This is a genomic window from Candidatus Pantoea edessiphila, assembly GCF_002933315.1.
Classification (GTDB): Bacteria; Pseudomonadota; Gammaproteobacteria; order Enterobacterales; family Enterobacteriaceae; genus Pantoea_C.
Map to the genome: position 1 here is coordinate 289,288 of NZ_PDKT01000001.1, position 26,768 is coordinate 316,055.

Sequence of the window (26,768 nt, forward strand, 5' to 3'; positions counted from 1 at the left end):
TCATTATTAAAAATTACATACATTAACTTATTCTAAAAATAAAGAAATTATATTTTTAAAATAGATATGATATATTACAGTATCATTGATATATTAAGCAAACAATAGAAACTTTTTAGTTTAAATTAATCAATATTATTTAATGCTAATTGTGATATTTTTATGTACATTTTATAACAGATGGACTTTTATACCATAAAAATTGACATTCATTTTTAATGATATAATACTCTATACAAGCAACAGAAGCAGTTGCAAATGTAATTAATTTTTCTTTAGGACAAACAACCTTAAATAGATTGCATATAAAAGGTAAATGAGATATCAGTAATACTGATTTTACTTCATAAGTTGCCATCTTTTTCAGATATTGATAGAATAATGTATGATCGCCATTTGGTACTAAATTATCTAAGACGTTATATTTTTTGATATTTAAAATATCTTTCATAGTTAATAAGGTATGTAATGATCTTTTATAAGGACTAACTAATATTTGTTCAATATGAATTCTATGATTTATTAACCAATGTGCAATTTTACGTGATTCCTTAATTCCAGATATTGTTAAGGATCTAGTTGCATCATCTTGTGATTCCATATCTGAATTACCATGACGCATTATAAAGAATTTCATAAAAATAACCTGATTGTTATCGTAATTAAATTATAGATTAATTAGATATAATTTATTATTGTATTAATTTCATATAATTAATATATAACTTTTATTTATTATAAGTTTTAATATTAATTAAAAAAAACTGCTTAATTGAAACTGAAGTCCCCTTAGTTAAACGGATATAACTAACCCCTCCTAAGGGTTAATTACAGGTTCAATTCCTGTAGGGGACATCAAAAGATGTTAATATTTTAGTATTAACTTCAATTATTTCTTATTAATTAAAAATTTTATTAAAAAAACGAATATCTATACTTAACTTCTTGTAATTAGTAAATGATTTAGTTTATAGCACAATTTAAAACAAAATTAAATATCCATTTTTTACAATGGAGGTACACTACCCATAAGTTCTCCCACTATAAGATAAACATTTAATACAACAACAATTAAAGTAATCAATTTAGCTGTGTTTTGTAAAAAGTATGAATTAACCATTTTATCACCCATTATTTCTCTATTTCCTGTGAAGGAAATTAATGGTACTAATGCTAATGCTATTCCAAAACTCAACACTACTTGACTGAGTACTAAAATACTTGCTACATCCCAACCTATCCAAATAACAATAAAAGATGGGAGCATTGTTATTACTCTTCTAACCCATAATGGTATTTTAAAATGAACAAAACCTTGCATTACAACTTGACCTGCCATCGTACCAACCACTGTAGATGATAAGCCTGCTGCTACTAAACTTAAACTGAAAATAGTGGCAGCAGCCTGTCCTAAAATTGGTTTTAAAGTCAGATAAGCTTGATCTAATTTAGTAATACCAGTATATCCACCAAAATGAAATACGGCAGCTGCAGTTGCCATCATAGATAAATTTACAAAACCAGCAATAGTCATAGCAATTATTACATCTAATTTAGCAGTAGAATAACGTTCACTAATACTACTTTTACCATCACTGAATTGAGTTAAAGCGGAATGCAAATATATTACATGCGGCATAATAGTTGCACCTAATATGGCAGCTGCTAAAAATACTGTTTCAAGATTAGGTAAAACAGGTAAAGCAATTCCAACGATTAATTCATTAACTTTGGGTTTTGAGAAAAACAATTCAATAGCATATGCTGCAGCTACGAAAATTAATAAAGCACCAACTACTATTTCAATGGATTTTTGACCATAGTTTTGAAGTAGTAAAATTAGAAAGGTAGCTATTCCGGTTAATACTGCTCCTTGTAGAAGAGAAATATCTAACAATAACTTAAATCCTAGTGAAGCTCCTAAGAATTCTGCTAGATCTGTTGCTATAGCAATTATTTCAGCCTGAATCCAATAAAACCATACGATTGAACGTGGAAATCGATCTCTAATGTGCTCAGCTAGATTTTTACCTGTTACAATTCCCAATTTAGCAGACATTAATTGAATGATCATTGCCATAATATTTGCCCACACTATGACCCATAGCAATTTATAACCGTAAGCAGTACCAGCCTGAATATTAGTTATAAAATTACCTGGATCAATATAGCCTATTGCAGCAATAAAAGCTGGTCCTAATAAAGCTAATTTAACTTTTTTTGCTCCTTTGATAAGGTTTTCAATTACATTCATTTCAAACATATTCAGTATCCTATCTGAACATTTGTTAATATTTTATACTATTGATAATTAATCTATTTTTATGCTAAAAACTATAAATATTAGCAATTGCTATAAATTTTCATTAAAAATAAAAATACTTAGACTAAAATACACAAAAAAATACTACTAATTAGCAATTACTAAAAGTTAAAAGCTAAATAAATAATGTCAAGCGTTTTTTACATATTGAAATTAGATGTTATTTATATTCTATACTGCAAAACATCGTAGTAAGTATAGTATAAAATATTATATATAAAAATTAGTAATGAAAATTCACTGGAATTTAAGTAAAATTAAATTGCTGGCTAATTGTGTAATATACAATGAATTTTCTTATTGTAGTTATAGTTTTACTTATATTATGATCAATAGACATAATGTCAATTCAAAAATTGATCACATTATTTTCATTTACAAAATACTAATTTTAATTAAATATTAGTTTTTTATATTTCATAAAAACTACGAAATAATACTATTACTACTAGTTAAAATTATGTATTATATTTATATATTTATCAAATATTCAATGATTGTAAAAACTAATTAGATATTATTTTTTTTGTTTTTAATAAAATTCATAGCTTTTTCTATACGAAATATAGTTTTATTTAAACCTATTGCTTCTATTACATGAGTAAGTGTTGGAGAACCATCATGCCCAGTAATAGCTATACGTAAAGACATATATACTATTTTTTTATTTACCTTAAATTCATCAGCAGTACTTAATAATACTTGATTAATATTTTCAATATTCCAATTAGCAGTTAACATTAATTTATTTTTGATATCCTCTAGTAATTGATAATGCGTAAAATTTAGATATTTATTATCAATTGTAAAAGAATCTTCATAAAAGTATCGGCAAGAATATGCTATTTCTTTTAAAGTCTTACAGCTTTTACTAAATAATTCAATAACTTTTGTCAATGGAGGACCTGATTGAATATTAATGTTTTGGTTTTTAATATGTTGATATAAATGTTTTGCTATATATTTTGCTGGTAGTTGATTAATGTATCTGTGATTAATCCATTTAAGTTTATCAATATTAAATAAACTAGGAGATCTATTAACTTTATTTAAAGTAAATAGATCAATCATTTCAGAAAGACTAAATATTTCTTTATTATTATGAGACCAACCAAGTCTTATTAAATAATTAAGTATAGCTTCTGGTAAATACCCTTCATTTCGATATTGTAGCATTCCTAATGCTCCATGACGTTTAGATAGTTTTTTACCATCAGAACCAAATATCATAGATATATGTGCATAAGTGGGTATAGGTGCACCAATAGATTTTAGTATATTAATTTGTCTTGGAGTATTGTTGATATGATCTTCACCTCTAATAACATGAGTAATACCCATATCCCAATCATCGATTGCTACACAGAAATTATATGTAGGAGAACCATCAGTACGACGAATAATCAAATCATCTAATTCTTTATTATTAAATGTAATGTTTCCTCTGATTTGATCTTTAAAAGTTACGTCTCCTTCTTGCGGATTGCAAAATCTTATTACATGAGGTATAGTACCTGATATTTTATTCTGCTTACAATATCCATCATATCTAGGTTTTTTTCCAGCTTTGATCTGAACTTTACGTAAATATTCTAGACGTTCTTTAGAACAAAAACATTTATATGCAGTACCATACGTTATCATATTATTGATAATTTCATTGTAACGATCAAATCTTTTAGTTTGATAATATGGCCCCTCATCCCAATTTATGTTTAACCATGCCATACTATCCATAATCATATTAATAGATTCTTGTGTAGAACGTTCTACATCAGTATCTTCTATTCTTAATACAAAAGCACCTTTATTATGGCGAGCAAACAACCAAGAATAAAGAGCAGTACGAACGCTACCAATATGTAAATGACCGGTTGGACTTGGTGCAAAACGAGTTTTTATTTTCATTAAATAAAAATCCTAGTTTAATATTTTCTTAAAATATTTAAATAAAAGCTTCATTGTATCTGAATTATAAAAAACATAAAAATAAATTTTTTGATGAAAAAACTTGTGTTTAGAAAAAAAACATTATATTATATCTGTGTGAAAAATTTAATGTGGAATCAAATCCATATTTAAATATAACTCAAAATTAATTATACAAAAATTACTAATTTTGGGTGATTAGCTCAGTTGGTAGAGCACCTCCCTTACAAGGAGGGGGTCGGCGGTTCGAGTCCGTCATTACCCATAATTTATAAATTAAAAAAGTATTTTAGAATTTTTTTGTTTCTTATGGTATTGGGTCGTTAGCTCAGTCGGTAGAGCAGTTGACTTTTAATCAATTGGTCGCAGGTTCAAATCCTGCACGACCCAAAATTAGATTCTCAATGTAATATTCAAATATATCATATTTTAATTTATTCCTTTTCTAATTAATCTCTTTCCATCAGTATAAATAGAATGTTTATAAATAAAACATTTTGTTTTTTAGTATTAATAACAAACAAATATCTTAATTTATATAACTATTTTTAAATAAAGATCTATATCTAATATTATTAAATATTTAGAGATCTATTTTTTTACAAATAAAGTAAACTTTTAATATTTTCTTTATCAATAGTATTTATTTTTAAAATATAATAATCATGAAACTTTTAAACTTTGATTCTATGCTAATTAAAATAATAATTACTGTAATATTGGCTTCTTTCATTCCATTAAAAGATGGTTTTATCGATTTATTTAAATATTTAACAATTACAGCTATTTCTTTACTGTTTTTCATGCACGGTGCTAAATTATCTCGTAAAAAAATTATCATAGGAAGTAGTAATTGGCAACTGCATTTATGGATAATATTTAGTACTTTTATAATTTTCCCATTATTGGGGCTAAGTATAGTATATTTACATCTAATAACATTAAATCAAGAAATTGATAATGGCTTTTTATATTTATGTAGCATGCCAGCAACAGTACAATCAGCAATAGCTCTTACATCAATAGCCGGAGGTAATGTTGCTGCATCTATATGTAGTGCTTCTGCTTCTAGTTTATTAGGAATATTTATTTCTCCTTTAATAGTTAATTTAATATTAGGTATACATAGTGATACATTACACATAGATAATGAAATAAGACAAGTAATTAAAATAATATTGCAACTGCTGCTACCTTTTATAGCAGGTCATATATCACGTCGATGGATAAATACATGGATTGATAGCAATCAAAATTTAATTACTCAAGTTGATCAAATATCAATTTTGCTAGTAGTGTACTCTGCTTTTAGCGAAGCTGTTTCTAATGGAATATGGAATAAGGTAAGTATTTATACACTTCTTTGGGTTTTAATTAGTTGTTTAATATTGTTATTTTTTGTATTGATTATTAATTATTTTGTTGCACGTCTACTTAAATTTGATCGTAAAGATGAAATTGTATTACTATTTTGTGGATCAAAAAAAAGCTTAGCAAGCGGTATTCCTATGGCTAATATATTATTTCCTATAAGTTCAATAGGAATAATTATACTGCCTTTAATGATATTTCATCAGGTACAATTGATGGTCTGTTCATATATTGCACAATGTTACAAATCGTTTAATGAAAAAAACAAATAAATTACTAAAAAATAATTTTTAACTATTATCTATCATATCAACTATTTGTTTTTCATTTATTATTGTAATACCTATTTTTTTTGCTTTAATAAATTTATTACCAGTTGATTTATTACAAATCAAAAAATTAGTTTTTTTGGATACGTTATTTTTAATCATTGCCCCTAATTTAATTAATTTTGATTTTATTTCGTTACGTTTTATATTTATAAATAAACCTGAAAAGACAAATATCTTTCCATTAATAGAATTAATTTGTTGGATATCTTTTAATTTAATGGGTGGCCAGTGAATACCTATCTCACAGATAAGTTGATTTATTATTTTTCGATTACTTTCTTCTTTAATAAAATTTATTATGTGTTCAGCTGTTTTAAAACCAATATTTTTTACATTAATTAATGTGCTAAAATTTGCATTCATTAAATTTTCTAAAGTAACAAAATGATTGGCTAAATTAATAGAAGTGACTTCACCAACTTCTCTAATACCAAGTGCATAAATAAAACGTGATAAACTAGTATATTTAGCGGTCTCTAGTGCATTGAATATATTATTAATTGATTTTAATCCTAATCGATCAATATGTATTATATCTTGTTTTTTAAGTAAAAACAAATCAACTACATTTTTAACATATCCTTTTTTTACTAATTTATCAACTAACTTATTACCTATACCTTGTATATTCATAGCACTACTAGAAATAAAATGCTTAATTGAGTTCTTGAGTTGAGCATTACATATTAATCCACCTGTACATCTTGCAGTGACTTCATTTTTCATTTTTTCTATAAAAGAACCACAAATTGGACAATATTTAGGGAATATTACTTTTTTTGAGTTTTTAGATCTATTAGATAAAATTACATTAATAATTTGTGGAATAACATCTCCAGCTCTACGCACCACAACTTTATCACCTATATGTAATCCAAGACGATTTATTTCGTTAATATTATGTAAAGTAGCACTTTTTATAGTTACTCCACCTATTATAACTGATTTAAGTAATGCAACTGGTGTAACTACTCCTGTTCTTCCTACCTGAAATTTTACTTCTTTAACAGAAGTGATTTTTTCCTGTGCTGGAAACTTAAATGCTACTGCCCAGCGTGGAGCTTTGCTAATAAATCCTAAACTTTCTCTAATTTCTTTTGAATCTGCTTTGATCACTATACCATCTATTTCAAAACCTATATTATATCGAATATTTTTTATTCTTTGATAAAATTTTAATACTTCATGAGTATTAAAAGCAATTTGAATATGATCACTAATTGGTATACCCCATTCTTTTATCTGTCTTAAACATAGTATATGACTTGATGATAATTCTCCTCCTTTTACTAAACCCAAACCATGGCAAAGAAAATTTAAAGGACGACTAGCTGTAATATATGGATTTAGTTGTCTTAAGGATCCTGCAGCTGCATTCCTAGGATTTGCGAATATTTTTTCGTGATTCATTTTAGCTTTTTTATTGATTTTCTCAAAATCTATTTTATTCATAAAAACCTCGCCTCTTACCTCTAAGAACATAGGAATATTTTTACCTTGAAGTTTTACAGGAATAGATTTAATTGTTAATATATTTTGAATTATATTTTCGCCAGTAATGCCATTACCTCTAGTTGCAGCACTAGTTAATAAACTATTTTTATATATTAAATTAACTGCTAACCCATCAATTTTTAATTCACAGCAATATTTTATGTCATTATTATTTTTTAGTCTTTTTTTAATTCGTTTATCAAATAGCAAAAAACTTTTTTTATTAAAAACATTGTCTAATGAAAGCATTGGTGTATTATGTTGTACTGTACTGAATATATTTTCTACTATTCCGCCGATCTTTTGAGTTGGAGAATCTGGTGTATTTTCTTTTAAGTAAGTTTGTTCTAGCTTTTGTAGTTGAATCATCATATTGTCATATTCTATATCTGGTATTTCTGGTGAATCTTTTACATAATATAAATATTCATGATAACGTAGAGCTTTTCTAAGATTGAAAATTTTTTTCAGTATTGATTTCATAATGATTTATTATTTTTGGATAAGAAATAGAGTGTATTCAATTAATAATATTATTAAAAATATATTATTTAATCAAGATAACTTATAAAAGAACATTTAATATTAAATTAATTGTTTTAATGGTATAAAAAATCATTGATAAATAAACAAATAATTTTATAAATAGTAAAAATGGTTAGCAACTACATAAATTAAAATTAGTTTTTTTAAATTTTTATTTATTTTTATAAAAAATTAAAAATATCAAATTTAAAATAATAAAAATATTTTAAATTTGATATTATTTAATGAGATATTTTTATAAGCATATAATTATTGATTAAATAAAATTTTAATAAATTATGTTTGATTTCTTTAATTCTAATTTTTAATTTTATTTTTATAATTAAAATGATATGATTTATGATGTGGTTTTATTACTACATAACATATATATATACATTTTTTTTCCTTTATCATAATGATAGAAAATGTATGCTTACATGCTTAATTCATTTACTATTTCTTTTGGTTAAAAATATAAGATGAATAAAATCTACAAAGATAATTCTTTTACTATTGGAAATACGCCATTAGTTCGATTAAATCGCATTGGAAATAATTCTATATTTGTTAAAATAGAATCACGAAACCCAAGTTTTAGCGTAAAATGTCGAATAGGAGCTAATATGGTATGGGATGCAGAAAAACGTGGAATTTTAAAATCTAATAAAGAATTAGTGGAGCCAACAAGTGGTAATACAGGTATAGCTTTAGCTTATGTATCTGCCGCTAGAGGATATAAACTAACTTTAACCATGCCTGAAACTATGTCTGTTGAAAGGCGTAAATTACTTAAAGCATTAGGAGCACATCTTGAATTAACAGAAGGTATACAGGGCATGAAAGGCGCAATTAGCAGAGCCGAAGATATTGTTGCTAGTAACCCAGATAAATACCTTTTATTACAACAATTTAGTAATCCTGCTAATCCTGAAATTCATGAAAAAACTACTGGTCCTGAAATTTGGAATGATACTAATGGTGAAATAGATGTTTTTGTTTCTGGTGTTGGCACTGGTGGTACCTTGACTGGTGTAAGTCGATATATAAAGAATATTAAAGGTAAAAAAGATTTAGTATCTGTTGCAGTAGAACCCATTAATTCACCAGTAATCACACAATTTCTATCTGGTAAACCTATTATACCTGGTACACACAAAATTCAAGGGATTGGCGCTGGTTTTATTCCAGAAAATCTTGATTTAAATGTTATTGATCGTGTTGTTACTGTTTCTAATGATGAATCTATTACAATGTCTCGTAAGCTAATGGAAGAAGAAGGTATTCTAGCTGGAATTTCTTCTGGTGCTGCTGTAGTTGCTGCGATTAAGTTACAAGAAGAAAAAATTTTTGCCAATAAAAATATTGTTGTTGTACTTCCTTCTTCTGGTGAAAGATATTTAAGCACTGATTTGTTTTCCGGGTTGTTCACCGAAAAAGAAGTAATGCAGTAAAAATTACTCACAAAAATATATTATGCTTGTAATTAAAATGAATGAATTATTATAAACATCTTTATATAAACATTTTTAGATAGTGAAAAATAGTTAAAATAAATATAAAAAACCAGCAATCTTAATCTTCTTAAGATAAAATTACCAATTTAATTTACTGAAATATTATACAGTTAGGAAATTGTAATGTTCCAACAAGAGGTTACTATTAATTTATTAAATGGTTTACACACTAGACCTGCAGCTCAATTTGTAAAAGAAGCTAAAACTTTTCAATCTGAAATAATAATTACATCTAAAGGTAAATCAGCAAATGCAAAAAGTTTGTTTAAGTTACAAACTCTAGGATTATCTTATGGTACTATAATTACTATTTCTGCAGAAGGCGTAGATGAAAAAATAGCAGTCGAATCTCTAATTAAATTATTAAATGAACTAAAATAATTTTTCTATAATTTAAAATCATTTTTTACTTATCAAAAAAATTAATATTTTAATAATAGGTAAATTTTTGTTAATAAGATTTACTTTAAAGTGTCCTTGCGATGTTAAAATAGCTGGTAATTTAAAAAACCTCGTGATAGATAAGGCAGGATTATGATTTCAGGTATTGTAGTTTCACCAGGTATTGCTTTTGGTAAAGCTGTATTATTAAAAGAAGAAAATACAATTATTAATCAAAAAAAAATATCTGACGATCAAGTACAAAAAGAAATTCAAGTTTTTTTGCAAAGTCGAAAAAAAACAGAAAAACAACTAGAACATATCATGGTTAAAACTCATAAGTCTTTCGGTTCGAACAAAGCAGCAATATTCGAAGGACATATAATGATATTAAAAGATGAAGAACTTGAAAAAGAAATAATTAATTTTATTAAAAAATATCACTTAAGTGCAGGCTCTGCTGCAAAATTAGTTATTGATAATCAAATAGAAGCACTAGAACAATTAGAAGATCAATACCTAAAAGAACGCATAATTGATATGAAAGATATAGGTAAACGTCTATTACAAAATATTTTAGGATTAAATATCAATTATATACATGAGATAACAGACAAATCTATTTTGGTAGCTAAAGATTTAACTCCCTCAGAAACTGCACAATTAAACTTAAATATGATATTAGGATTTATTACTGATTTAGGCAGTATGACTTCTCATACTTCAATAATGGCCCGTTCTCTTGAAATTCCAGCTATTGTTGGAACTAAAAACGCTACTTCAAATATTAAAAATGGAGATTTAATAATTATTGATGGATTGAATAATAATATATATATCAATCCAGATGAAATAATAATAAAAAAAGTTAAGAAAATTCAATTACAATACATTAATAAAAAAAACGAATTAAAAAAATTAAAACATTTACCGGCCGTAACATTGGATGGCCATAAAGTTAAATTATGTGCTAATATAGGTACATTTAGAGATTTAATGCATGTTGAACCGAATGGTGCAGCAGGTATTGGATTATATCGTACTGAATTTTTGTTCATGGATCGTAATACTTTACCGACTGAAGAAGAACAGTTTCAAGAATATAAATCTATTGCAGAAGCTATGCAATCAAAATCAGTTATAGTTCGTACTATGGATATTGGAGGAGATAAATCGTTACCATATATGAATTTACCAAAAGAAGAAAACCCTTTTCTTGGATGGCGTGCAATTCGCATTGCAATGGACCGTAAAGAAATATTATATTCCCAATTGCGCGCTATTTTACGTGCCTCTTTTTTTGGCAAACTACGAATAATGTTTCCAATGATTATATCTGTTGAAGAAGTACGTATTTTAAAATTAGAAATTGAAAATATAAAGGTGATTTTAAGTAAAGAAGGAAAAAATTTTGATGATTCAATTGAGATTGGTATAATGATTGAAACTCCTGCTTCTACGGTTATTTCACATCATTTAGCAAAAGAAGTTGATTTTTTTAGTATTGGTACAAACGATTTAACACAATATACATTAGCTGTTGATCGTGGTAATAATTTGATTTCACATTTATATAATCCAATGACTCCTTCTGTAATTACTTTGATAAAACAAGTTATTGACGCATCTCATAAAGAAGGTAAATGGACTGGTATGTGCGGTGAACTTGCATCTGACGAACGTGCTACTTTATTATTATTAGGAATGGGATTAGATGAATTTAGTATGAGTGCAACTGATATTCCTAAAATTAAAAAAATTATCCGTGGTGTTAATTTTAAAGATGTAAAATTGTTAGCACAAAAAGCTTTACTTCAACCTACAGCTGAAGATTTGATGAATTTAATTAATAATTTTAATCAAGAAAAAATAATATACTAATTAGTATATTGCCACTTAGGAGAAAATCATGGGTTTGTTCTCTAAACTTTTTGGTGAGACAATAGATACAGAAAAAATAATTAATATTATTGCTCCTTTATCTGGTGATATTATCAATATTGAAGATGTGCCAGATGTAGTATTTGCCGAAAAAATTGTGGGTGATGGCATAGCAATTAAACCTAATGGAAATAAGATTGTTGCCCCAGTTAATGGGAAAATAGGTAAAATTTTCGAAACTAATCACGCTTTTTCAATTATATCTGATGATGGAATTGAGTTATTTGTACATTTTGGTATTGATACGGTTGAATTAAAAGGTGAAGGTTTTAAAAGAATAGCTAAAGAAGGTCAAATAGTTACAATCGGAGATGTTATTATTGAATTTGATTTATTTTTATTAGAAAAAAAGGTAAAATCTACAATTACACCTATAGTAATATCTAATATTGATAAAATTAAAGAACTAATCAAATTATCTGGAAAAGCTATGATAGGCGAAACTACAATAATTCGCATTAGTATGAATAAATAAACACAAAAGACGATAACTATGACCAACTAAATACTATAACGATGACCAATCACTGTTATCGTCTTTTGTGTTTTTCTTTTTATATAAGAATGTAGATAAAACTGATTATAATATTGGTAGTAAAGAAATTTAATAAAAAATAAAATAAGTTAACTATTAATAATAACATTTCAATTTATTTGATATTAAAATAGTAAATATAATGTATATATCTATTGTAAAAAATTTTTTGTTAAAATTACAAAATAAAATTTGTAATTTTATAATTCTTGAAGAAAAAGATAATAAAGAGTTTAAAAAAGATAAATGGCATTCCATAGATTGTTATGGTCAAAGTTGTATATTAAAAAAAGGGAAAGTATTTGAACAAGTAGGAGTAAATTATTCATACATTCATAAGAATAACATACCATCATCAGCAACATTTTATCATAAAAAACTATTAGGATATAGTTTTAAAGCATTGGGTGTATCAGTAATAATTCATCCACTAAATCCTTATATTCCAACTACGCATGCTAATATACGTTTTTTTATTGCAGAAAAATTAGGCGCTGAACCTATTTGGTGGTTTGGTGGAGGGTTTGACTTAACACCTTTTTATGGATTTGAAGAAGATGTAGTTCATTGGCATAAAACAGCATTTAACATTTGTTTGCCATTTGGAGAACATCTATACTATAAATATAAAAAATGGTGTGATGAATATTTTTATATTAAGCATCGAAATGAACAGCGTGGTGTAGGAGGATTATTTTTTGATGATCTCAACAAACCAAATTTTGAATACTGTTTTGAATTTGCAAAAGCTATAGGAAATGGTTTTTTACTTGCTTATCAACCAATTGTCATACGTCGTAAAAATTATATATGGGGTAAAAGAGAACGTGATTTTCAACTTTATAGACGTAGTAGGTATGTTTAATTTAATTTAATTTACGATCGTGGTACTGTATTTGGTTTACAAACAAATGGTAGAATTGAATCTATTTTAATTTCAATGCCTCCTTTAGTGCGTTGGGAATATAACTATCAACCTACTGTAAATTCGGCAGAAGCCTCTCTATATAGAGACTTTCTACCAGTTAAAAATTGGTTATCTTAATTTATAAAAGTTAATACAATTTAATTTCTTTTCTTTATATATTATTTTATAAAGGTTTAGTTTGAGCTTCTACTACAGACAGTGCTACCATATTAACAATTCTTCTTACAGAAGAAATACTAGTCAGTATATGCACTGGTTTTTTCATACCCATTAGAACTGGACCAATTGTTACTCCTTCAGAACATGATACCCGTAATAAATTATAACTTATTCTTGCTGCTTCTACATTAGGCATAATAAGTAGATTAGCAGTACCTTTAAGAGGGCTATTTGGCATTAATTCATTACGTATGTTTTCAACAAGAGCAGCGTCTCCATGCATTTCGCCATCTACCTCTAATTGCGGAGCAATTGTTTTTATAATTTCTAAAGCTTTTCTCATTTTTTGTGCACTAGGTGCATTAGAAGTACCAAAACTAGAATGAGATAATAAAGCCACTTTAGGTTCCATACCAAAACGTTTTACTGTCTCTGCTGCCATTAGAGTAATATTAGCTAATTGTTCTGGTGTAGGATCTTCGTTAACATATGTATCAGCAATAAAAGTATTACCACTGGGTAATAATAATGCATTTATAGTGCCTGCTACTTTAACATCATTTCTTAAACCTAATACATTTTTTATTATTTCGTAGTGTTCACTATAATTTCCAATAATTCCACAAATTAATGCATCGGCTTCACCTCTATGTAACATAATTGTTCCAATTACGGTTGGATTGCTAATTACAATCCTTTGTGCTTGTTCCGGTGTTATTCCTTTACGTTTCATTATATTATAATATTCTTTCCAATATTCCTTAAAACGATGATCGGATTCGTTATTTACAAGCTCAAAATCTTTGTCTATTTCAATTTTTAAACCTTGTCTTTGTAAACGCATTTTAATAACATTTGGTCGTCCAATTAAAATTGGTTTTGCTAAACCAAGTGTTATTAATTCTTGTGTAGCATGTAGTACTCTTATATCTTCTCCTTCTGTTAGTACAACATGTTTCTTTTCTTTACGTGCTTGCGAAAATATTGGTTTCATAAATAGGTTTGTTTTATAAACAAATTCGGTAAGTTTTTCTCGGTATGCTTCAAAATCTTTTATAGGACGAGTAGCAACACCAGAATTCATAGCAGCCTTAGCAACAGCAGGTGCTATTTGAACAATTAATCTAGGATCGAATGGTTTAGGGATTAAATATTCAGGACCAAAAACGAGTTCCTGTTTCTCATAAGCTGATGCAACAATATCATTTTGCTCAGCTTTAGCTATAGCTGCAATAGCATTTACTGCAGCAATTTTCATTTCTTCATTAATTGTAGTTGCTCCTACATCTAAAGCTCCACGAAAAATAAAAGGAAAACATAAAACGTTATTTACTTGATTAGGAAAATCAGAACGTCCAGTACAAATAATTGCATCTGGTCTTACCGATTTAGCTAATGGCGGCATAATTTCTGGTTCTGGGTTAGCTAAAGCTAAAATTAATGGGTTTTTTGCCATTTTTTGAACCATTTTTACAGTTAATACTCTTGGACCAGAACAACCTAGAAATATATCTGCATCATCAATTATTTCATCTAATGTTCTTTTTCCATTATCTTCAATAGCATATTCAGCTTTGGTGATTTCCATGTTTTTTTCTCTTCCATGAAAAATCAATCCCTTAGAATCGCAAACTTGTATATTACATTTAGGTAAACCTAACGTTACTAATAGATTCATACAAGCAATAGCTGATGCACCTGCTCCAGATACTACCAATTTAACATTAGAAATACATTTATTAACTATATTTAATCCATTAATAACTGCTGCAGTACAAATAATTGCAGTACCATGTTGATCATCATGAAATACTGGAATTTGCATACGATTACGTAATTCTTGTTCTATATAAAAACATTCTGGTGCTTTTATATCTTCTAAATTTATTCCACCAAAAGTTGGTTCTAATGAAGAAATAATTTGTACTATTTTATCAGGATTAACTTCATTTATTTCAATATCAAATACATCAATACCTGCAAATTTTTTAAATAAAACTCCTTTACCTTCCATTACTGGTTTAGAAGCTGCAGCTCCAATATTTCCTAAACCTAATACGGCAGTACCATTAGATATTACCGCTACTAAATTACCACGAGATGTATATTGATATGCTTTTAATGGATTATTAGCTATTTCCAAACATGGTGCTGCTACACCAGGTGAGTATGCTAAAGCTAAATCATGTTGAGTTACTAAAGGTTTGGTAGGAGATACTTGGATTTTTCCTGCTGTTGGATATTTATGAAAATCTAGTGCGCTTTGTCTTATTTTATCATCCATTTTATATCCTTTTTATATATAAATGATAATGAATTTTTATTGATTTCTGAACTATAAGAATTATATTAATTTTTATATTTTAACAATAAATTATTAAATTTCATATTATTATAAATAATAATAGTATCTTTAATATTAAATAAAAAATATTTTAATATTCATATAAAATTATTAATTTTTATTGTAACTAAAACTTGATAACAATATAAATACATAAAAATAATTTTTTGTATTTTAAAATATTATTTTTATTTACTTAAGGGATATAGCATGAATCAATTAGAATCTTTAAAAAAATTTACTACCGTAGTTATAGATAGTAGTGACATACAGTCTATTCAAAAATACCATCCAGAAGATGCAACTACTAATCCTGCGATTATACTTAGATCTGTTAAATCAGATAGTTATAAATTTTTAGTTAATGATGCAATTAATTATGCTAAAAAACAAGGTGGTAGTAAAGAAGTAATGATTGTTAATGCAAGTGATAAAATTGCTGTAAATATTGGGACAGAGATACTTAAATATATACCTGGTCGTATTTCTACAGAAATAGACTCTAGATTATCTTTTAATACAATTGAATCTATTAGTAAAGCTAAAAAATTAATTAACATGTATAAAGCAAACGGTATTGAAGATCATCGTATTTTAATTAAATTGGCGGCAACTTGGGAAGGAATTCGTGCTGCTGAAGAAATAGAAAAAAATGGTATAAAATGTAATCTTACATTAATATTTTCTGTTAATCAAGCAAGAGCTTGTGCTGAAGCAAATGTATTTTTAATCTCTCCATTTGTGGGTAGAATTTATGATTGGCATAATAAACAAAATTTTACTCCTCAATATTTAGTCGATAAAGATCCAGGGGTAAAATTAATTAAGGATATTTATAATTACTATAAAAATCATCAATATAAAACTATAATTATGGGTGCTAGCTTCCGTAGAATAGAACAAATAATTGCATTAGCTGGTTGTGATTATTTAACAATATCTCCAATTTTATTAAAGGAATTACAAAATAATTATGAACCTTTAACAAAAAAATTAAAACTATTTTTTAATAAGGTTATTTCAGATTCATCCTTGATTTCAGAATCTGAATTTCGTTGGGAACATAACCAAAATCCTATGGCAGTAGAAAAATTATCTGAAGGTATTCGTCAATTTTCTATTGATCAATATACATTAGATAAATTAATTGCATCCAAATTTTAGTTAAGAATCAAGGCGGAATTTTTCCGCCTTGATTAACAAAATCAATGTTATTAATATACAAATAACCAACAATAAATGATTTTAAGCCATTTATTAAATTTATTGATTTATATAATTAAATAAATATTTTAATTTCCTAATTTAATTTTTTATAAAATTAAATATTTATATATTATTAAATATAAATATTTATCTAATTTAAAATATATAAAAATTTTTTAGCAATTTTAATTAAGTTTTTTTACAAATATAATATTTAATATAACGATTAATCTATTTTTTCTTCATTATACTCTTCATATACATTCATTTCTTGTAAATGTTTTTTAGAGATTTCTTGAACTCTTTTACGTACTCCAAACCATCCCAGGACTAAAATTAAGGCGATTAAAGGAATAGAAGCAATAGTATATGTACCATTTGGATAATCAAATGCCATCAATACTAATACACAAAATAAAAATAACAGAGTCAACCATGAAGTAAAAGGAGCACCAGGTAATTTAAAAGTTACATCATTAGCCTTACCTTCTTTAATAGCTTTACGTAAACGTAACTGACATACTATTATAAAAGTCCAAGAAGAAATAATACCAAGAGAAGCATAGTTCAACACAATTTCAAAAACTTTTGAAGGTAAGATGTAATTTAGAAAAACACCAATTATATAAATCACAATAGTAGATACAATTCCTGCATAAGGTACTTGTTGAGCACTCATTTTTGACATAAATTTTGGTGCTGATCCACCCATCGACATAGAACGAAGAATACGTCCTGTAGAATATAAACCTGAATTTATACTAGAAAGAGCCGCACTTAAAACCACAATATTCATAAAGCTACATATATATGGTATATCTAATTTAGCTAAAAAGGTGACAAAAGGACTTTGATTTTCATGATATGCATTCCATGGTAGTAATAGTACTAATAGTAATATCGAACCAATATAAAATATACCTATACGCCATATTATACTATTAATTGCTTTTGGTAATATTGTTTTAGGATCTTTACATTCACCCGCTGCTGTACCAACAAGTTCAATTGATGCAAAAGCAAATACTACTCCTTGTATTAAAACTAAAGATGGTAATAATCCATGTGGAAAAAATCCTCCTTTATCAATAATTAAATGAAATCCAGTAGCATTACCATCTATTGGTTTACCACTAATTAAAACTGCTATACCTATAATCAAAAAGAAAACAATCGCCAATACTTTAATTATAGAGCACCAAAATTCCATTTCTGCAAACCACCTCACTCCAACCATATTCATAATACCAACTAATGCTAGAGCAAAGAGAGCAAATGTCCATTGAGGAATATTATTAAATATATTCCAATACTTCATATATAATGCAACTGCAGTAATATCTACTATACCAGTCATAGCCCAATTAACAAAATACATCCATCCTGCGACATATGAAGCTTTTTCTCCAAGAAATTCTCTAGCATAAGAAACAAAATTACCACTAGAGGGGCGATTTGAAATTAATTCACCTAAAGCACGTAATATAAAAAAAGAAAAAATCCCACATACTAAATAAATTAGTAATAATGCAGGTCCTGCTGTTTGTAATCTACCACCTGTTCCTAAAAATAAACCAGTTCCTATAGCTCCTCCAAGCGCAATCATTTGAACATGTCTGTTATCCATAGATTTTTGATAACCAATATCATGAGAATTTAACCAACGTCTTTTTGCATCAATTATTTCAGTTAGGTCTTTTTTTCTATTTGTCATAATTTTTCTATTTATCCTAATTAGCATAATTAAATTATTAGGAATATGGGATGTATTTATTCAGATCATAAATTATACAAAATAAAATAGAAGTTTATATCGATAAATTTTATGTTATTTTATGTAATATAAAAGCTAATTTTTATACTGAATTTTATTAATGTAATAACTCATAATAAAATACGATATTATATATTCAATTATAATTAATCTTTTTTCGTTATATATTTAGAGTTATCTTATCTTTTAAAAGTTGCTAATAATTTAATTTTTAACAGAAAAAGATAAAAATAAATATATATATATATGAAAATATATTTTATTCAATAGAATTTATTAAATTAATAAACCCATAATATAATAATTTAATAAAATTTTTCAGTAACTAAAAATGCGAAAATAATATTAATCTATATTATAATTAAAATTTATTTATATTGTAAATAAATTAAAAAACTATTAAATTTATTTACAAATTTTTTAATTAAATTTTATAATAATGGTATTAATTTTATAAAATCATTAATAGCTAAAAATTCACTATTAACTACTTTTTAATACATAATTGATATTAACTAATTTCTATTATAAAGTAATTGTTAAATTATATTCATAAAAATTTTATTTATTTATTAATTTTTCATTCGTATAATAATTACGAATGAAAAATTAATAATTTAAATAATAGATTATATTATTCATAATTTCATTATTAATAAAATTATTTTTCTAAAAATCAATCAATATATCACTAAGATAAATAAAAGTTACATAAAATGAAAGTTACATAAAATGTATTAAGATTAATCTGATTAAATTATCAATAATTTAATAGAAATACACTTTTATTATTTTTTTTAAAATATGCATCATAAAATGAAAAAGAATAAAATTATTACAGTTTTTTTAAATTATTTAAATATATTTCTATATTTATATTAATTAAAGTTATTTAAGGAGAAAATCTTTATGTTATGCCCAATAATTGAACTTACAAAACAATTGATTCGATGTCCTTCAATTAGTCCTAATGATGCTGGATGTCAAGATATATTAATTAACCGTCTTAAATCAATTGGTTTTCAAGTAGAAAAGATAAACATTAATAATACTAAAAATTTTTGGGCAACGCGCCGATATGGAAAAACTTTAGCTTTTGCTGGTCATACTGATGTAGTACATCCTGGTGACATTAATAGCTGGAATAGCTTTCCCTTTGATCCTATTATTTACAAAGATATGTTATTTGGTCGAGGTGCCGTAGATATGAAAGGGGCCTTAGCAGCAATGATAGTAGCTGCTGAACGTTTTGTCAAAAAATATCCAAATCATAAAGGTTGTTTAGCTTTTCTTATAACTTCTGATGAAGAAAGCAGTGCAAATCATGGTACTTTAAAAGTAATTGAAAGATTAATTTCTAGAAACATATGTTTAGATTATTGTTTAATTGGCGAGCCAACTAGTAATATAATTGTAGGAGATATAGTAAAAAATGGACGTCGCGGTTCAATAAATGTTAATCTAATAATTCATGGAATACAAGGGCATGTTGCTTATCCTAATCTAGCTAATAATCCTATACATATTGGAGTAAAATTACTCAATGAATTAATATGTATCGTTTGGGATAAAGGAAACGATTTTTTTCCACCTACAAGTATACAAGTTACTAATATAAAAGCAGGTGATGGTAGTACTAATATTATTCCTGGCAATTTATTGATTCAATTTAATATTCGTTTTAGCACAGAATTGAATGACGTAAAAATCCGTGAAAATATTGATATATTACTTTCAAAACTTCAATTAAGTTACTCTATTGAATGGGACGTTGCAGCTCAGCCATTCCTTACTTCTAGTGGTATATTAATTGATACAGTAATGACTACAGTATTACAATATAATAAAATTCAACCAAAAATTTTAAATACAGGTGGAACGTCAGATGGACGTTTTATCTCCCGTACAGGTGCTCAAATAGTTGAATTAGGTTTAGTAAATGCAACTATCCATAAAATAAATGAATGTGTCAGAATCTCTGATTTAAAAATATTAAGTAAAATATATCAAAATATAATGCAACAATTAATTGCTTAAAAAATATCTAATAATTCAAAAAATATTGTTTTAATACGTATTTTATATTTATTAAAAATTAAATTTAATTCCTAAGCGATTTGCAATTGATTTATAAGATTTAATTAACCCAATAGAATCTTCTCGAAACAAATCTTTATCCATTTTTTTCATATTTTCTTTATCCCATAAACGTGCAACATCTGGTGAAAATTCATCTCCTAAAATTATTGTATTATTAATCAAACCAAATTCTAATTTAAAATCAACTAGTATAATATTAATATCAATAAATAATTTTTTTAAAATATCGTTTATTTTGTAAGTAAGTAATTTCATTTTTATGAAATTTTCTTTATTAACCCAATTGAAAGTTTCACAATGAGAATCATTAATCATTGGATCATTTTTAATGTCATTTTTAAAAAATATTTCAAATATTGGAGGATTTAACACCATACCTTCTTTAATATCAAGACGTTTAACTAAAGAACCTGAAGCAATGTTTCTTAAAACACATTCGATTGGTATCATTTTTAACTTTTTAACTAATACTTGATTGTCTGATATTAGTTTTTCTATATGAGTTGATATTCCATTGTTCTGTAAGAAATTCATAATAAAGCAATTAATTTTATTATTTATTATTCCTTTACCAAAAAATTGTTTAATTTTAAGTCCGTTATTAGCTGATATATCATCTCGGAAATGTATTATTAATAAATCTTTTTTTTCAGTACAATATACATTTTTTGATTTTCCACGATATAATTCAGATTTTTTTTCCATTATAAAATTCCAAAAAAATAGATCAACAAGTTACAAAATTATTATAAATAATGTTAATATATCGTCTATTCAAATAAAACATCTTGCATATTTAATATTATTTGAAATAAATAATATTAAAACATCATTTAATAATTTCGTTAATATCTTAATGGTAAATTAATGTATTTAAATTACCAAACTATATAAAATATTTACTGTTTGATAAATAGATTTTTTTATTAATCTATTACCAAAAGATATTATTATATGTTTCTTAATTTATATTAAATCTAACTTATAATTTATTATGACCATTTATTTTGATAGTAATGTATCTTCATCTCTATAAATTTTAGGGCTATTTTCAATCGCTGCCAACCCATATCAAAAAATGCAATAATTTTTGATGCATATATCTTATTTTTCTCAAAAATATTTTTTATTTGTGTTTTGGCGCTGTAATTAATATGTTTATTATTATATGTTTTGGACCAATGTAAAATAATTTTATTAATCATTTGTATCGTGTAATGTCTTATATAAAAGGACGACGTAATATTTTTTTTATCTTGTTTTAGCTCCATTAAATGTACAGTTAGTTGTAATTTAGAATGATATTTTTTTAATATAAATTGATATTTTCCAATATAATGTTTATTTCCATAATCTTTAGGTAAATTAATCCAATCTGTTGTAATTTTATACAATAATTTGTTTTTCGATAAAACTGGAATATTATAATATTTTATAATGTCAATAAGATGTGACCAAGTAATATCAATATTTCTATTATTAATAAATAACAATCCTTTATTATTAATAAAACTAGTATAAAATCCATCGATAATTTTTAACGGTTGAATTGGTGGATATAAAACAGGTTGTTTTTTAAGTTTATTGTTTGATTTTTTTATAACTGGTATATCGTAGTCTCCTCTTTGAATAGGAAAAATAGTGTCTTTAGGTGATTTTAATTCACGTAACTTATCAGTATTTAAGTAATAATCTTCACCAATACCCATTTTAGAGCATGAAGATAGTAAAAACATAGTAATGAATAATGTTATTATTAACATGTAATTTGAATGTTTTACTGAGCAATTCATCTACAATTCCCAATTTGTAAACCTGATTTTATTAAAGCCTGCTTTACCTTTGATTGATTAATAATACTTAAAGGAGTCATTGGTAAACGCAGAGTGTCGTATTTTATCAAACCTAATTTCTTAGCAGCCCATTTTACTGCTATAGGATTTGATTCACAGAAAAGAGCTTTATGTAAAAACATTAAACGTTGATTTAATTTATTAGCTTGATTAAATTTTTTTTGGCTTGCTAACTGACATATCTTGACCATTTCTTTAGCAGCAATATTAGCTGTTACTGAAATAATACCCTTACCTCCTAATTTCATAAATTCTAATGCAGTAATGTCATCACCACTAATTAAAATGAAATCCTCATCAACTAAATTGGTTATTTGATTAATACGTGATAAATCTCCAGTAGCTTCCTTTATTCCAATTATATTATTAATTTTTGATAGACGTGCTATGGTTTCCGGAAGCATATCACAACCAGTACGGGATGGAACATTATATAATAATTGTGGTAAATTAGTACTGTTAGCAATGGCTTTAAAATGTTGGTATAATCCTTCTTGTGTAGGACGATTATAGTAAGGTGTTACACTTAAACATCCTATAACTCCAGAATTCTCAAAACGTTTGGTAAGAGAAATAGCTTCTGCTGTATCATTAGAACCGGTACCAGCAATTACCGCAATATTTTCGTTTGCAATTTCTAAAGTTTTCATGACTACATTTCCATGTTCTTCATGACTTAATGTTGCAGATTCACCAGTAGTACCAACAGAAACAATAGCTGAAGTTCCACTATTGATATGATAATTAATTAACTTTTTTAAACTATAACGACATATATTACCTTTAATATCCATTGGAGTCACAAGAGCAACGATACTTCCTGCAAACATTATAGATTTTCCTTAAGAAGGTTTTTCATAATTTTTCTCAAATTAAAAATGAATTTAAACTTACTCATTGGGTAATACTGAAATAATTGTTTTATAATTTAACTAAGTTGTATATTAACATATACATTTTATTATTATCTAATTTATTTTACTATAAATTTTAATTATATGTTAAAACTTATAAATACTAACTATAAATTTAAGTAAAATTTTTATAAAAAATATTAAATATTAAATAATATCTTTTTTATTATTTCCCAAATACATATAGTAACATATTTTAATAAAATTATTTATTTAATTTTTGAACAAAAATTAATTTATTTATTATATTTATTAATATCAGTAATAATTTATATAATATAAGATGCTTAAATCAAGTAAATTTTGATTTAACTTCTGATATATGTATATTTAATATTAATTTTAAATATATTATAATTATATTAATATCAATATAATTATAATATATTTAAAATTAATATTAAAGTTATATAATGATTTCGTTAACTTTAAATTAATATTTTATTATTAATTAATAAAATTATATTTATTAATTAATATATATCTAAATGAAATTTATATTACTTATTATTCTAAATATTAAATGAAATTTCACAAGAGTAACAATTATTACACAATACAAATAAAAAACAAATCATTTATAATAAATAACTATTATTGTGTTCCAAAAATCTTATCTCCTGCATCTCCAAGACCTGGAATAATATATCCTTTTTCATTTAAGTTTTTATCTACTGAAGCAGTATATAATTCTATATCTTTATGTACTTTTTCTAGCTCATTAATACCCTCTGGTGCAACTATCAGAACTAATGCTTTAATATGTTTACATCCAGCTTTTTTTAAAAGATTAACAGTTGCAATCATAGATCCCCCAGTAGCTAATAAAGGATCAACTATTATTGCCATACTTTCATCGATATTAGAAGCTAATTTTTGAAAATAAGGTATTGGAACTAGGGTTTTTTTATCACGATACATACCAACTATACTAATACGTGCACTCGGTAGATATTGTAATACACCTTCTATCATGCCTAAACCTGCACGTAAAATAGGAACTATTGTAATTTTTTTATTTTCGATTTTATCAACCTCTACTAATCCATTCCAACCCTTTATAACGATACTTTTGGTTTTTAAATCAGAAGTTGCTTCATAAGTTAGTAAACTACCTATTTCAGATGCTAATTCACGGAAACATTTAGTACTGATATCATGTGCACGCATTAAACCTAATTTATGTTTAATTAAAGGATGTTTTACTTCAATAATTTTCATCAATGTTCCTATGAGCAATTTCATATTAAAATTTATCATGATACTACTTTTTTCAATATTTATCATCTATTTATAGACCAAAATTTTTTATATTTTAACTCAAACAAATATTAATAGAAAATTGTATTGCAATATTAAGTATTTTACTTTATTAATAATAAATAACACTTTATTAATTAATAATAATTTAAATTTAAGGAATATAATTTAGTGTTTAATAAATTATCTATAAGTTATAAAGATTCTGGAGTTAATATTGACAATAGTAACTCTTTAATTAAAAATATAAAAAAAATAGCAAAAAAAACATATCGATCTGAAGTAATAAGTGATATAGGTGGTTTTAACTCACTATGTAATTTACCACAAAATTACGTTGAACCAGTATTAGTTTCTACTACTGATGGTATAGGTACTAAATCCCTTTTAGCGATTGATACTGAACATTACAAAGATATCGGTATCGATTTAGTTGCTATGTGTGTTAATGATTTAATAGTATGTGGAGCAGAACCTTTGTTTTTTTTGGACTATTATTCAACTAGTAAATTAAATATAAAAATTGCTACTTCAATAATCAATAGCATCGCTGAAGGTTGCTTAATTTCAGGTTGTACCTTAATAGGCGGTGAGACTGCCGAAATGCCAGGAATGTATCTTAATCAAGATTATGATATAGCTGGGTTTTGTGTAGGAGTCGTTGAAAAATCAAAAATTATTAATGGAAGACAAGTTAGTAATGGTGATGTATTAATTGCTTTCAGTTCCAGTGGACCACATGCTAACGGTTATTCTTTAATACGTAATATTCTTAAAATCAACAATATTAATCCTTTAATTTATCAGCTTGATGGAAAATCTTTATTACATCATTTAATTGAGCCAACTCGTATATACGTAAAAAAAATATTAAAGTTAATACAGCATGTTAATATAAAAGCAATAATACATATTACCGGTGGAGGTTTATTAGAAAATATTCCTAGAGTACTTCCAAATAATACTCAAGCAGTTATTAATGAAAGAAGTTGGGAATGGCCTTCTATATTTAATTGGATACAAAGAAAAACTAATATCACTAACTATGAAATGTACCGGATTTTTAATTGTGGTGTTGGTATGTTGATAATAGTAAATCCAATAGAAGTTGATAAAACAATTTCTTTTATGAATAATATTCATGAGAATGTTTGGAAAATAGGTTTAATTAAACATTCTCATGATAAAGAACGTGTGCTTTTTATAAAATGAAAAAGATAGTTGTTTTAATTTCTGGTAAAGGAAGTAATTTAAAATCCATCATTGATGCTTGTAAACAACGAATTAATGGTAAAATAGTTGCTGTTTTTAGCAATAAATCTTCTGCATATGGTTTAATATATGCTAGAAGAGAATATATACCAACGCATGTAATAACTGAAAATAATAAGAAATTTGATTACGTCCTTTCTAAGGAAATTGATGTATACGAACCAGATTTAATTGTTTTGGCTGGTTATATGCGTATTCTTAATAATTTTTTTATTGATCATTATAAAGGTATGATACTTAATATTCATCCTTCTCTGTTACCTAAATATCCTGGACTGAATACTCATCGTAAAGTATTAAAAAATGGTGATTTAGAACATGGATCTTCAGTACATTTTGTTACTGAAGAATTAGACAAAGGACCAATTGTAATACAAAGTAAAATTAATGTATTTCCTAAGGATGATGAAAATTCTATTATTCAACGAATTAAAGATAAAGAACATATTATATATCCAGTGGTAATTAAGTGGTTTCTTGAAGGTAGGCTAATTATGAAAGAAAAAAATGCATGGTTAGATGGTATAAAGTTATCTTTAAAAGGTTATATATAGATTTAAATAACTTTTTAAAAGTTATATTTATAAATAAATAATGGTTTTTAATTTTA

The 26,768-nt window shown here is 25.8% G+C and carries 19 protein-coding genes, 3 tRNA genes and 1 pseudogene; 13 read left to right on the plus strand and 10 right to left on the minus strand.

What is annotated here, in order from left to right; all coding sequences use genetic code 11:
• Positions 1-160: 160 nt before the first annotated feature.
• Positions 161-637, minus strand: coding sequence for a phosphohistidine phosphatase SixA (gene sixA / locus CRV12_RS01345; protein ID WP_136130850.1), 477 nt, complete (start codon positions 635-637; stop codon positions 161-163).
• Between the two features lie 146 nt (positions 638-783).
• Here sixA and CRV12_RS01350 point away from each other — a divergent pair.
• Positions 784-855: transfer RNA gene (locus CRV12_RS01350), tRNA-Arg, on the plus strand.
• Positions 856-1,006: 151 nt separating this feature from the next.
• Here the strand turns inward: CRV12_RS01350 and CRV12_RS01355 are convergent.
• Both CRV12_RS01355 and gltX read right to left on the minus strand, forming a co-directional pair.
• Entirely contained in the window at positions 1,007-2,263 is a 1,257-nt protein-coding gene (locus CRV12_RS01355; RefSeq protein ID WP_136130851.1) for an Nramp family divalent metal transporter, read from the minus strand.
• A gap of 570 nt (positions 2,264-2,833) precedes the next feature.
• Positions 2,834-4,231, minus strand: a complete 1,398-nt coding sequence (gltX, locus tag CRV12_RS01360) for a glutamate--tRNA ligase (protein ID WP_136130852.1) — start codon at positions 4,229-4,231, stop codon at positions 2,834-2,836.
• Positions 4,232-4,444: 213 nt separating this feature from the next.
• Here gltX and CRV12_RS01365 point away from each other — a divergent pair.
• The 3 genes from CRV12_RS01365 to CRV12_RS01375 all read left to right on the plus strand — a co-directional run bounded on the left by CRV12_RS01365 (position 4,445) and on the right by CRV12_RS01375 (position 5,895).
• Positions 4,445-4,517 (plus strand) — tRNA-Val (locus tag CRV12_RS01365).
• 52 nt (positions 4,518-4,569) lie between these two features.
• Positions 4,570-4,642: transfer RNA gene (locus tag CRV12_RS01370), tRNA-Lys, on the plus strand.
• Positions 4,643-4,917: 275 nt separating this feature from the next.
• Entirely contained in the window at positions 4,918-5,895 is a 978-nt protein-coding gene (locus CRV12_RS01375; RefSeq protein WP_241973755.1) for a bile acid:sodium symporter family protein, read from the plus strand.
• Positions 5,896-5,913: 18 nt separating this feature from the next.
• Here the strand turns inward: CRV12_RS01375 and ligA are convergent, their stop codons facing one another.
• On the minus strand, positions 5,914-7,932 hold the full coding sequence (gene ligA, locus CRV12_RS01380; RefSeq protein ID WP_136130853.1) for an NAD-dependent DNA ligase LigA: 2,019 nt from the start codon (positions 7,930-7,932) through the stop codon (positions 5,914-5,916).
• Positions 7,933-8,456: 524 nt separating this feature from the next.
• Between ligA and cysK the strand changes: the two genes are divergently transcribed.
• From cysK to hemF, 5 genes and pseudogenes are all read left to right on the plus strand, one after another.
• Complete coding sequence (gene cysK / locus CRV12_RS01385; protein ID WP_136130854.1) at positions 8,457-9,428, plus strand: cysteine synthase A; 972 nt, start codon at positions 8,457-8,459, stop codon at positions 9,426-9,428.
• A 186-nt stretch (positions 9,429-9,614) separates the two neighbouring features.
• Positions 9,615-9,872 (plus strand): HPr family phosphocarrier protein, encoded by a 258-nt coding sequence (locus CRV12_RS01390; protein WP_136130855.1) that lies wholly within the window; start codon positions 9,615-9,617, stop codon positions 9,870-9,872.
• 153 nt (positions 9,873-10,025) lie between these two features.
• Positions 10,026-11,753 (plus strand): phosphoenolpyruvate-protein phosphotransferase PtsI, encoded by a 1,728-nt coding sequence (gene ptsI / locus CRV12_RS01395; protein WP_136130856.1) that lies wholly within the window; start codon positions 10,026-10,028, stop codon positions 11,751-11,753.
• 28 nt (positions 11,754-11,781) lie between these two features.
• Positions 11,782-12,288, plus strand: a complete 507-nt coding sequence (gene crr, locus CRV12_RS01400; RefSeq protein WP_136130857.1) for a PTS glucose transporter subunit IIA — start codon at positions 11,782-11,784, stop codon at positions 12,286-12,288.
• A gap of 202 nt (positions 12,289-12,490) precedes the next feature.
• A pseudogene (gene hemF / locus CRV12_RS01405) lies at positions 12,491-13,393 on the plus strand (oxygen-dependent coproporphyrinogen oxidase).
• Between the two features lie 46 nt (positions 13,394-13,439).
• On the opposite strand, the gene CRV12_RS01410 reads toward hemF, so the two are convergent.
• The gene (locus CRV12_RS01410) at positions 13,440-15,719 is read right to left on the minus strand and encodes an NADP-dependent malic enzyme (protein ID WP_136130858.1); all 2,280 of its coding nucleotides are present in this window, start codon (positions 15,717-15,719) and stop codon (positions 13,440-13,442) included.
• Positions 15,720-15,989: 270 nt separating this feature from the next.
• On the opposite strand from CRV12_RS01410, the gene tal reads away from it, so the two are divergent.
• Positions 15,990-16,943: a transaldolase gene (tal, locus tag CRV12_RS01415; protein WP_136130859.1), complete on the plus strand. Its 954-nt coding sequence runs from the start codon at positions 15,990-15,992 to the stop codon at positions 16,941-16,943.
• A 268-nt stretch (positions 16,944-17,211) separates the two neighbouring features.
• Here the strand turns inward: tal and ansP are convergent, their stop codons facing one another.
• On the minus strand, positions 17,212-18,699 hold the full coding sequence (gene ansP / locus CRV12_RS01420; protein ID WP_136130860.1) for an L-asparagine permease: 1,488 nt from the start codon (positions 18,697-18,699) through the stop codon (positions 17,212-17,214).
• 969 nt (positions 18,700-19,668) lie between these two features.
• On the opposite strand from ansP, the gene dapE reads away from it, so the two are divergent.
• The gene (gene dapE, locus CRV12_RS01425) at positions 19,669-20,796 is read left to right on the plus strand and encodes a succinyl-diaminopimelate desuccinylase (RefSeq protein ID WP_136130861.1); all 1,128 of its coding nucleotides are present in this window, start codon (positions 19,669-19,671) and stop codon (positions 20,794-20,796) included.
• Positions 20,797-20,847: 51 nt separating this feature from the next.
• On the opposite strand, the gene purC is transcribed toward dapE, so the two are convergent.
• From purC to upp, 4 genes are all read right to left on the minus strand, one after another.
• Positions 20,848-21,564, minus strand: coding sequence for a phosphoribosylaminoimidazolesuccinocarboxamide synthase (gene purC, locus CRV12_RS01430; protein WP_136130862.1), 717 nt, complete (start codon positions 21,562-21,564; stop codon positions 20,848-20,850).
• Between the two features lie 287 nt (positions 21,565-21,851).
• Positions 21,852-22,652 (minus strand): outer membrane protein assembly factor BamC, encoded by an 801-nt coding sequence (gene bamC / locus CRV12_RS01435; RefSeq protein ID WP_136130863.1) that lies wholly within the window; start codon positions 22,650-22,652, stop codon positions 21,852-21,854.
• Positions 22,649-23,542, minus strand: a complete 894-nt coding sequence (dapA, locus tag CRV12_RS01440; RefSeq protein WP_136130864.1) for a 4-hydroxy-tetrahydrodipicolinate synthase — start codon at positions 23,540-23,542, stop codon at positions 22,649-22,651. The genes bamC and dapA overlap by 4 nt, the downstream gene beginning before the upstream one ends.
• 678 nt (positions 23,543-24,220) lie before the next feature.
• Positions 24,221-24,847: a uracil phosphoribosyltransferase gene (upp, locus tag CRV12_RS01445; protein WP_136130922.1), complete on the minus strand. Its 627-nt coding sequence runs from the start codon at positions 24,845-24,847 to the stop codon at positions 24,221-24,223.
• Positions 24,848-25,057: 210 nt separating this feature from the next.
• Here upp and purM point away from each other — a divergent pair, with 210 nt between their 5' ends.
• Both purM and purN read left to right on the plus strand, forming a co-directional pair.
• Complete coding sequence (purM, locus tag CRV12_RS01450; RefSeq protein ID WP_136130865.1) at positions 25,058-26,098, plus strand: phosphoribosylformylglycinamidine cyclo-ligase; 1,041 nt, start codon at positions 25,058-25,060, stop codon at positions 26,096-26,098.
• The gene (gene purN, locus CRV12_RS01455; protein WP_136130866.1) at positions 26,095-26,712 is read left to right on the plus strand and encodes a phosphoribosylglycinamide formyltransferase; all 618 of its coding nucleotides are present in this window, start codon (positions 26,095-26,097) and stop codon (positions 26,710-26,712) included. The genes purM and purN overlap by 4 nt, the downstream gene beginning before the upstream one ends.
• The last annotated feature ends 56 nt before the right edge of the window (positions 26,713-26,768 follow it).

Bases quoted from the DNA above. Each gene is read 5' to 3' on its own strand.
- purN (WP_136130866.1), top strand. From the start codon at position 26,095: ATGAAAAAGATAGTTGTTTTAATTTCTGGTAAAGGAAGTAATTTAAAA.
- dapE (WP_136130861.1), top strand. From the start codon at position 19,669: ATGTTATGCCCAATAATTGAACTTACAAAACAATTGATTCGATGTCCT.
- CRV12_RS01375 (WP_241973755.1), top strand. From the start codon at position 4,918: ATGAAACTTTTAAACTTTGATTCTATGCTAATTAAAATAATAATTACT.
- CRV12_RS01390 (WP_136130855.1), top strand. From the start codon at position 9,615: ATGTTCCAACAAGAGGTTACTATTAATTTATTAAATGGTTTACACACT.
- upp (WP_136130922.1), bottom strand. From the start codon at position 24,847: ATGAAAATTATTGAAGTAAAACATCCTTTAATTAAACATAAATTAGGT.
- cysK (WP_136130854.1), top strand. From the start codon at position 8,457: ATGAATAAAATCTACAAAGATAATTCTTTTACTATTGGAAATACGCCA.
- purC (WP_136130862.1), bottom strand. From the start codon at position 21,564: ATGGAAAAAAAATCTGAATTATATCGTGGAAAATCAAAAAATGTATAT.
- sixA (WP_136130850.1), bottom strand. From the start codon at position 637: ATGAAATTCTTTATAATGCGTCATGGTAATTCAGATATGGAATCACAA.
- ligA (WP_136130853.1), bottom strand. From the start codon at position 7,932: ATGAAATCAATACTGAAAAAAATTTTCAATCTTAGAAAAGCTCTACGT.
- CRV12_RS01410 (WP_136130858.1), bottom strand. From the start codon at position 15,719: ATGGATGATAAAATAAGACAAAGCGCACTAGATTTTCATAAATATCCA.
- bamC (WP_136130863.1), bottom strand. From the start codon at position 22,652: ATGAATTGCTCAGTAAAACATTCAAATTACATGTTAATAATAACATTA.
- crr (WP_136130857.1), top strand. From the start codon at position 11,782: ATGGGTTTGTTCTCTAAACTTTTTGGTGAGACAATAGATACAGAAAAA.
- ptsI (WP_136130856.1), top strand. From the start codon at position 10,026: ATGATTTCAGGTATTGTAGTTTCACCAGGTATTGCTTTTGGTAAAGCT.
- dapA (WP_136130864.1), bottom strand. From the start codon at position 23,542: ATGTTTGCAGGAAGTATCGTTGCTCTTGTGACTCCAATGGATATTAAA.
- ansP (WP_136130860.1), bottom strand. From the start codon at position 18,699: ATGACAAATAGAAAAAAAGACCTAACTGAAATAATTGATGCAAAAAGA.
- tal (WP_136130859.1), top strand. From the start codon at position 15,990: ATGAATCAATTAGAATCTTTAAAAAAATTTACTACCGTAGTTATAGAT.
- gltX (WP_136130852.1), bottom strand. From the start codon at position 4,231: ATGAAAATAAAAACTCGTTTTGCACCAAGTCCAACCGGTCATTTACAT.
- CRV12_RS01355 (WP_136130851.1), bottom strand. From the start codon at position 2,263: ATGTTTGAAATGAATGTAATTGAAAACCTTATCAAAGGAGCAAAAAAA.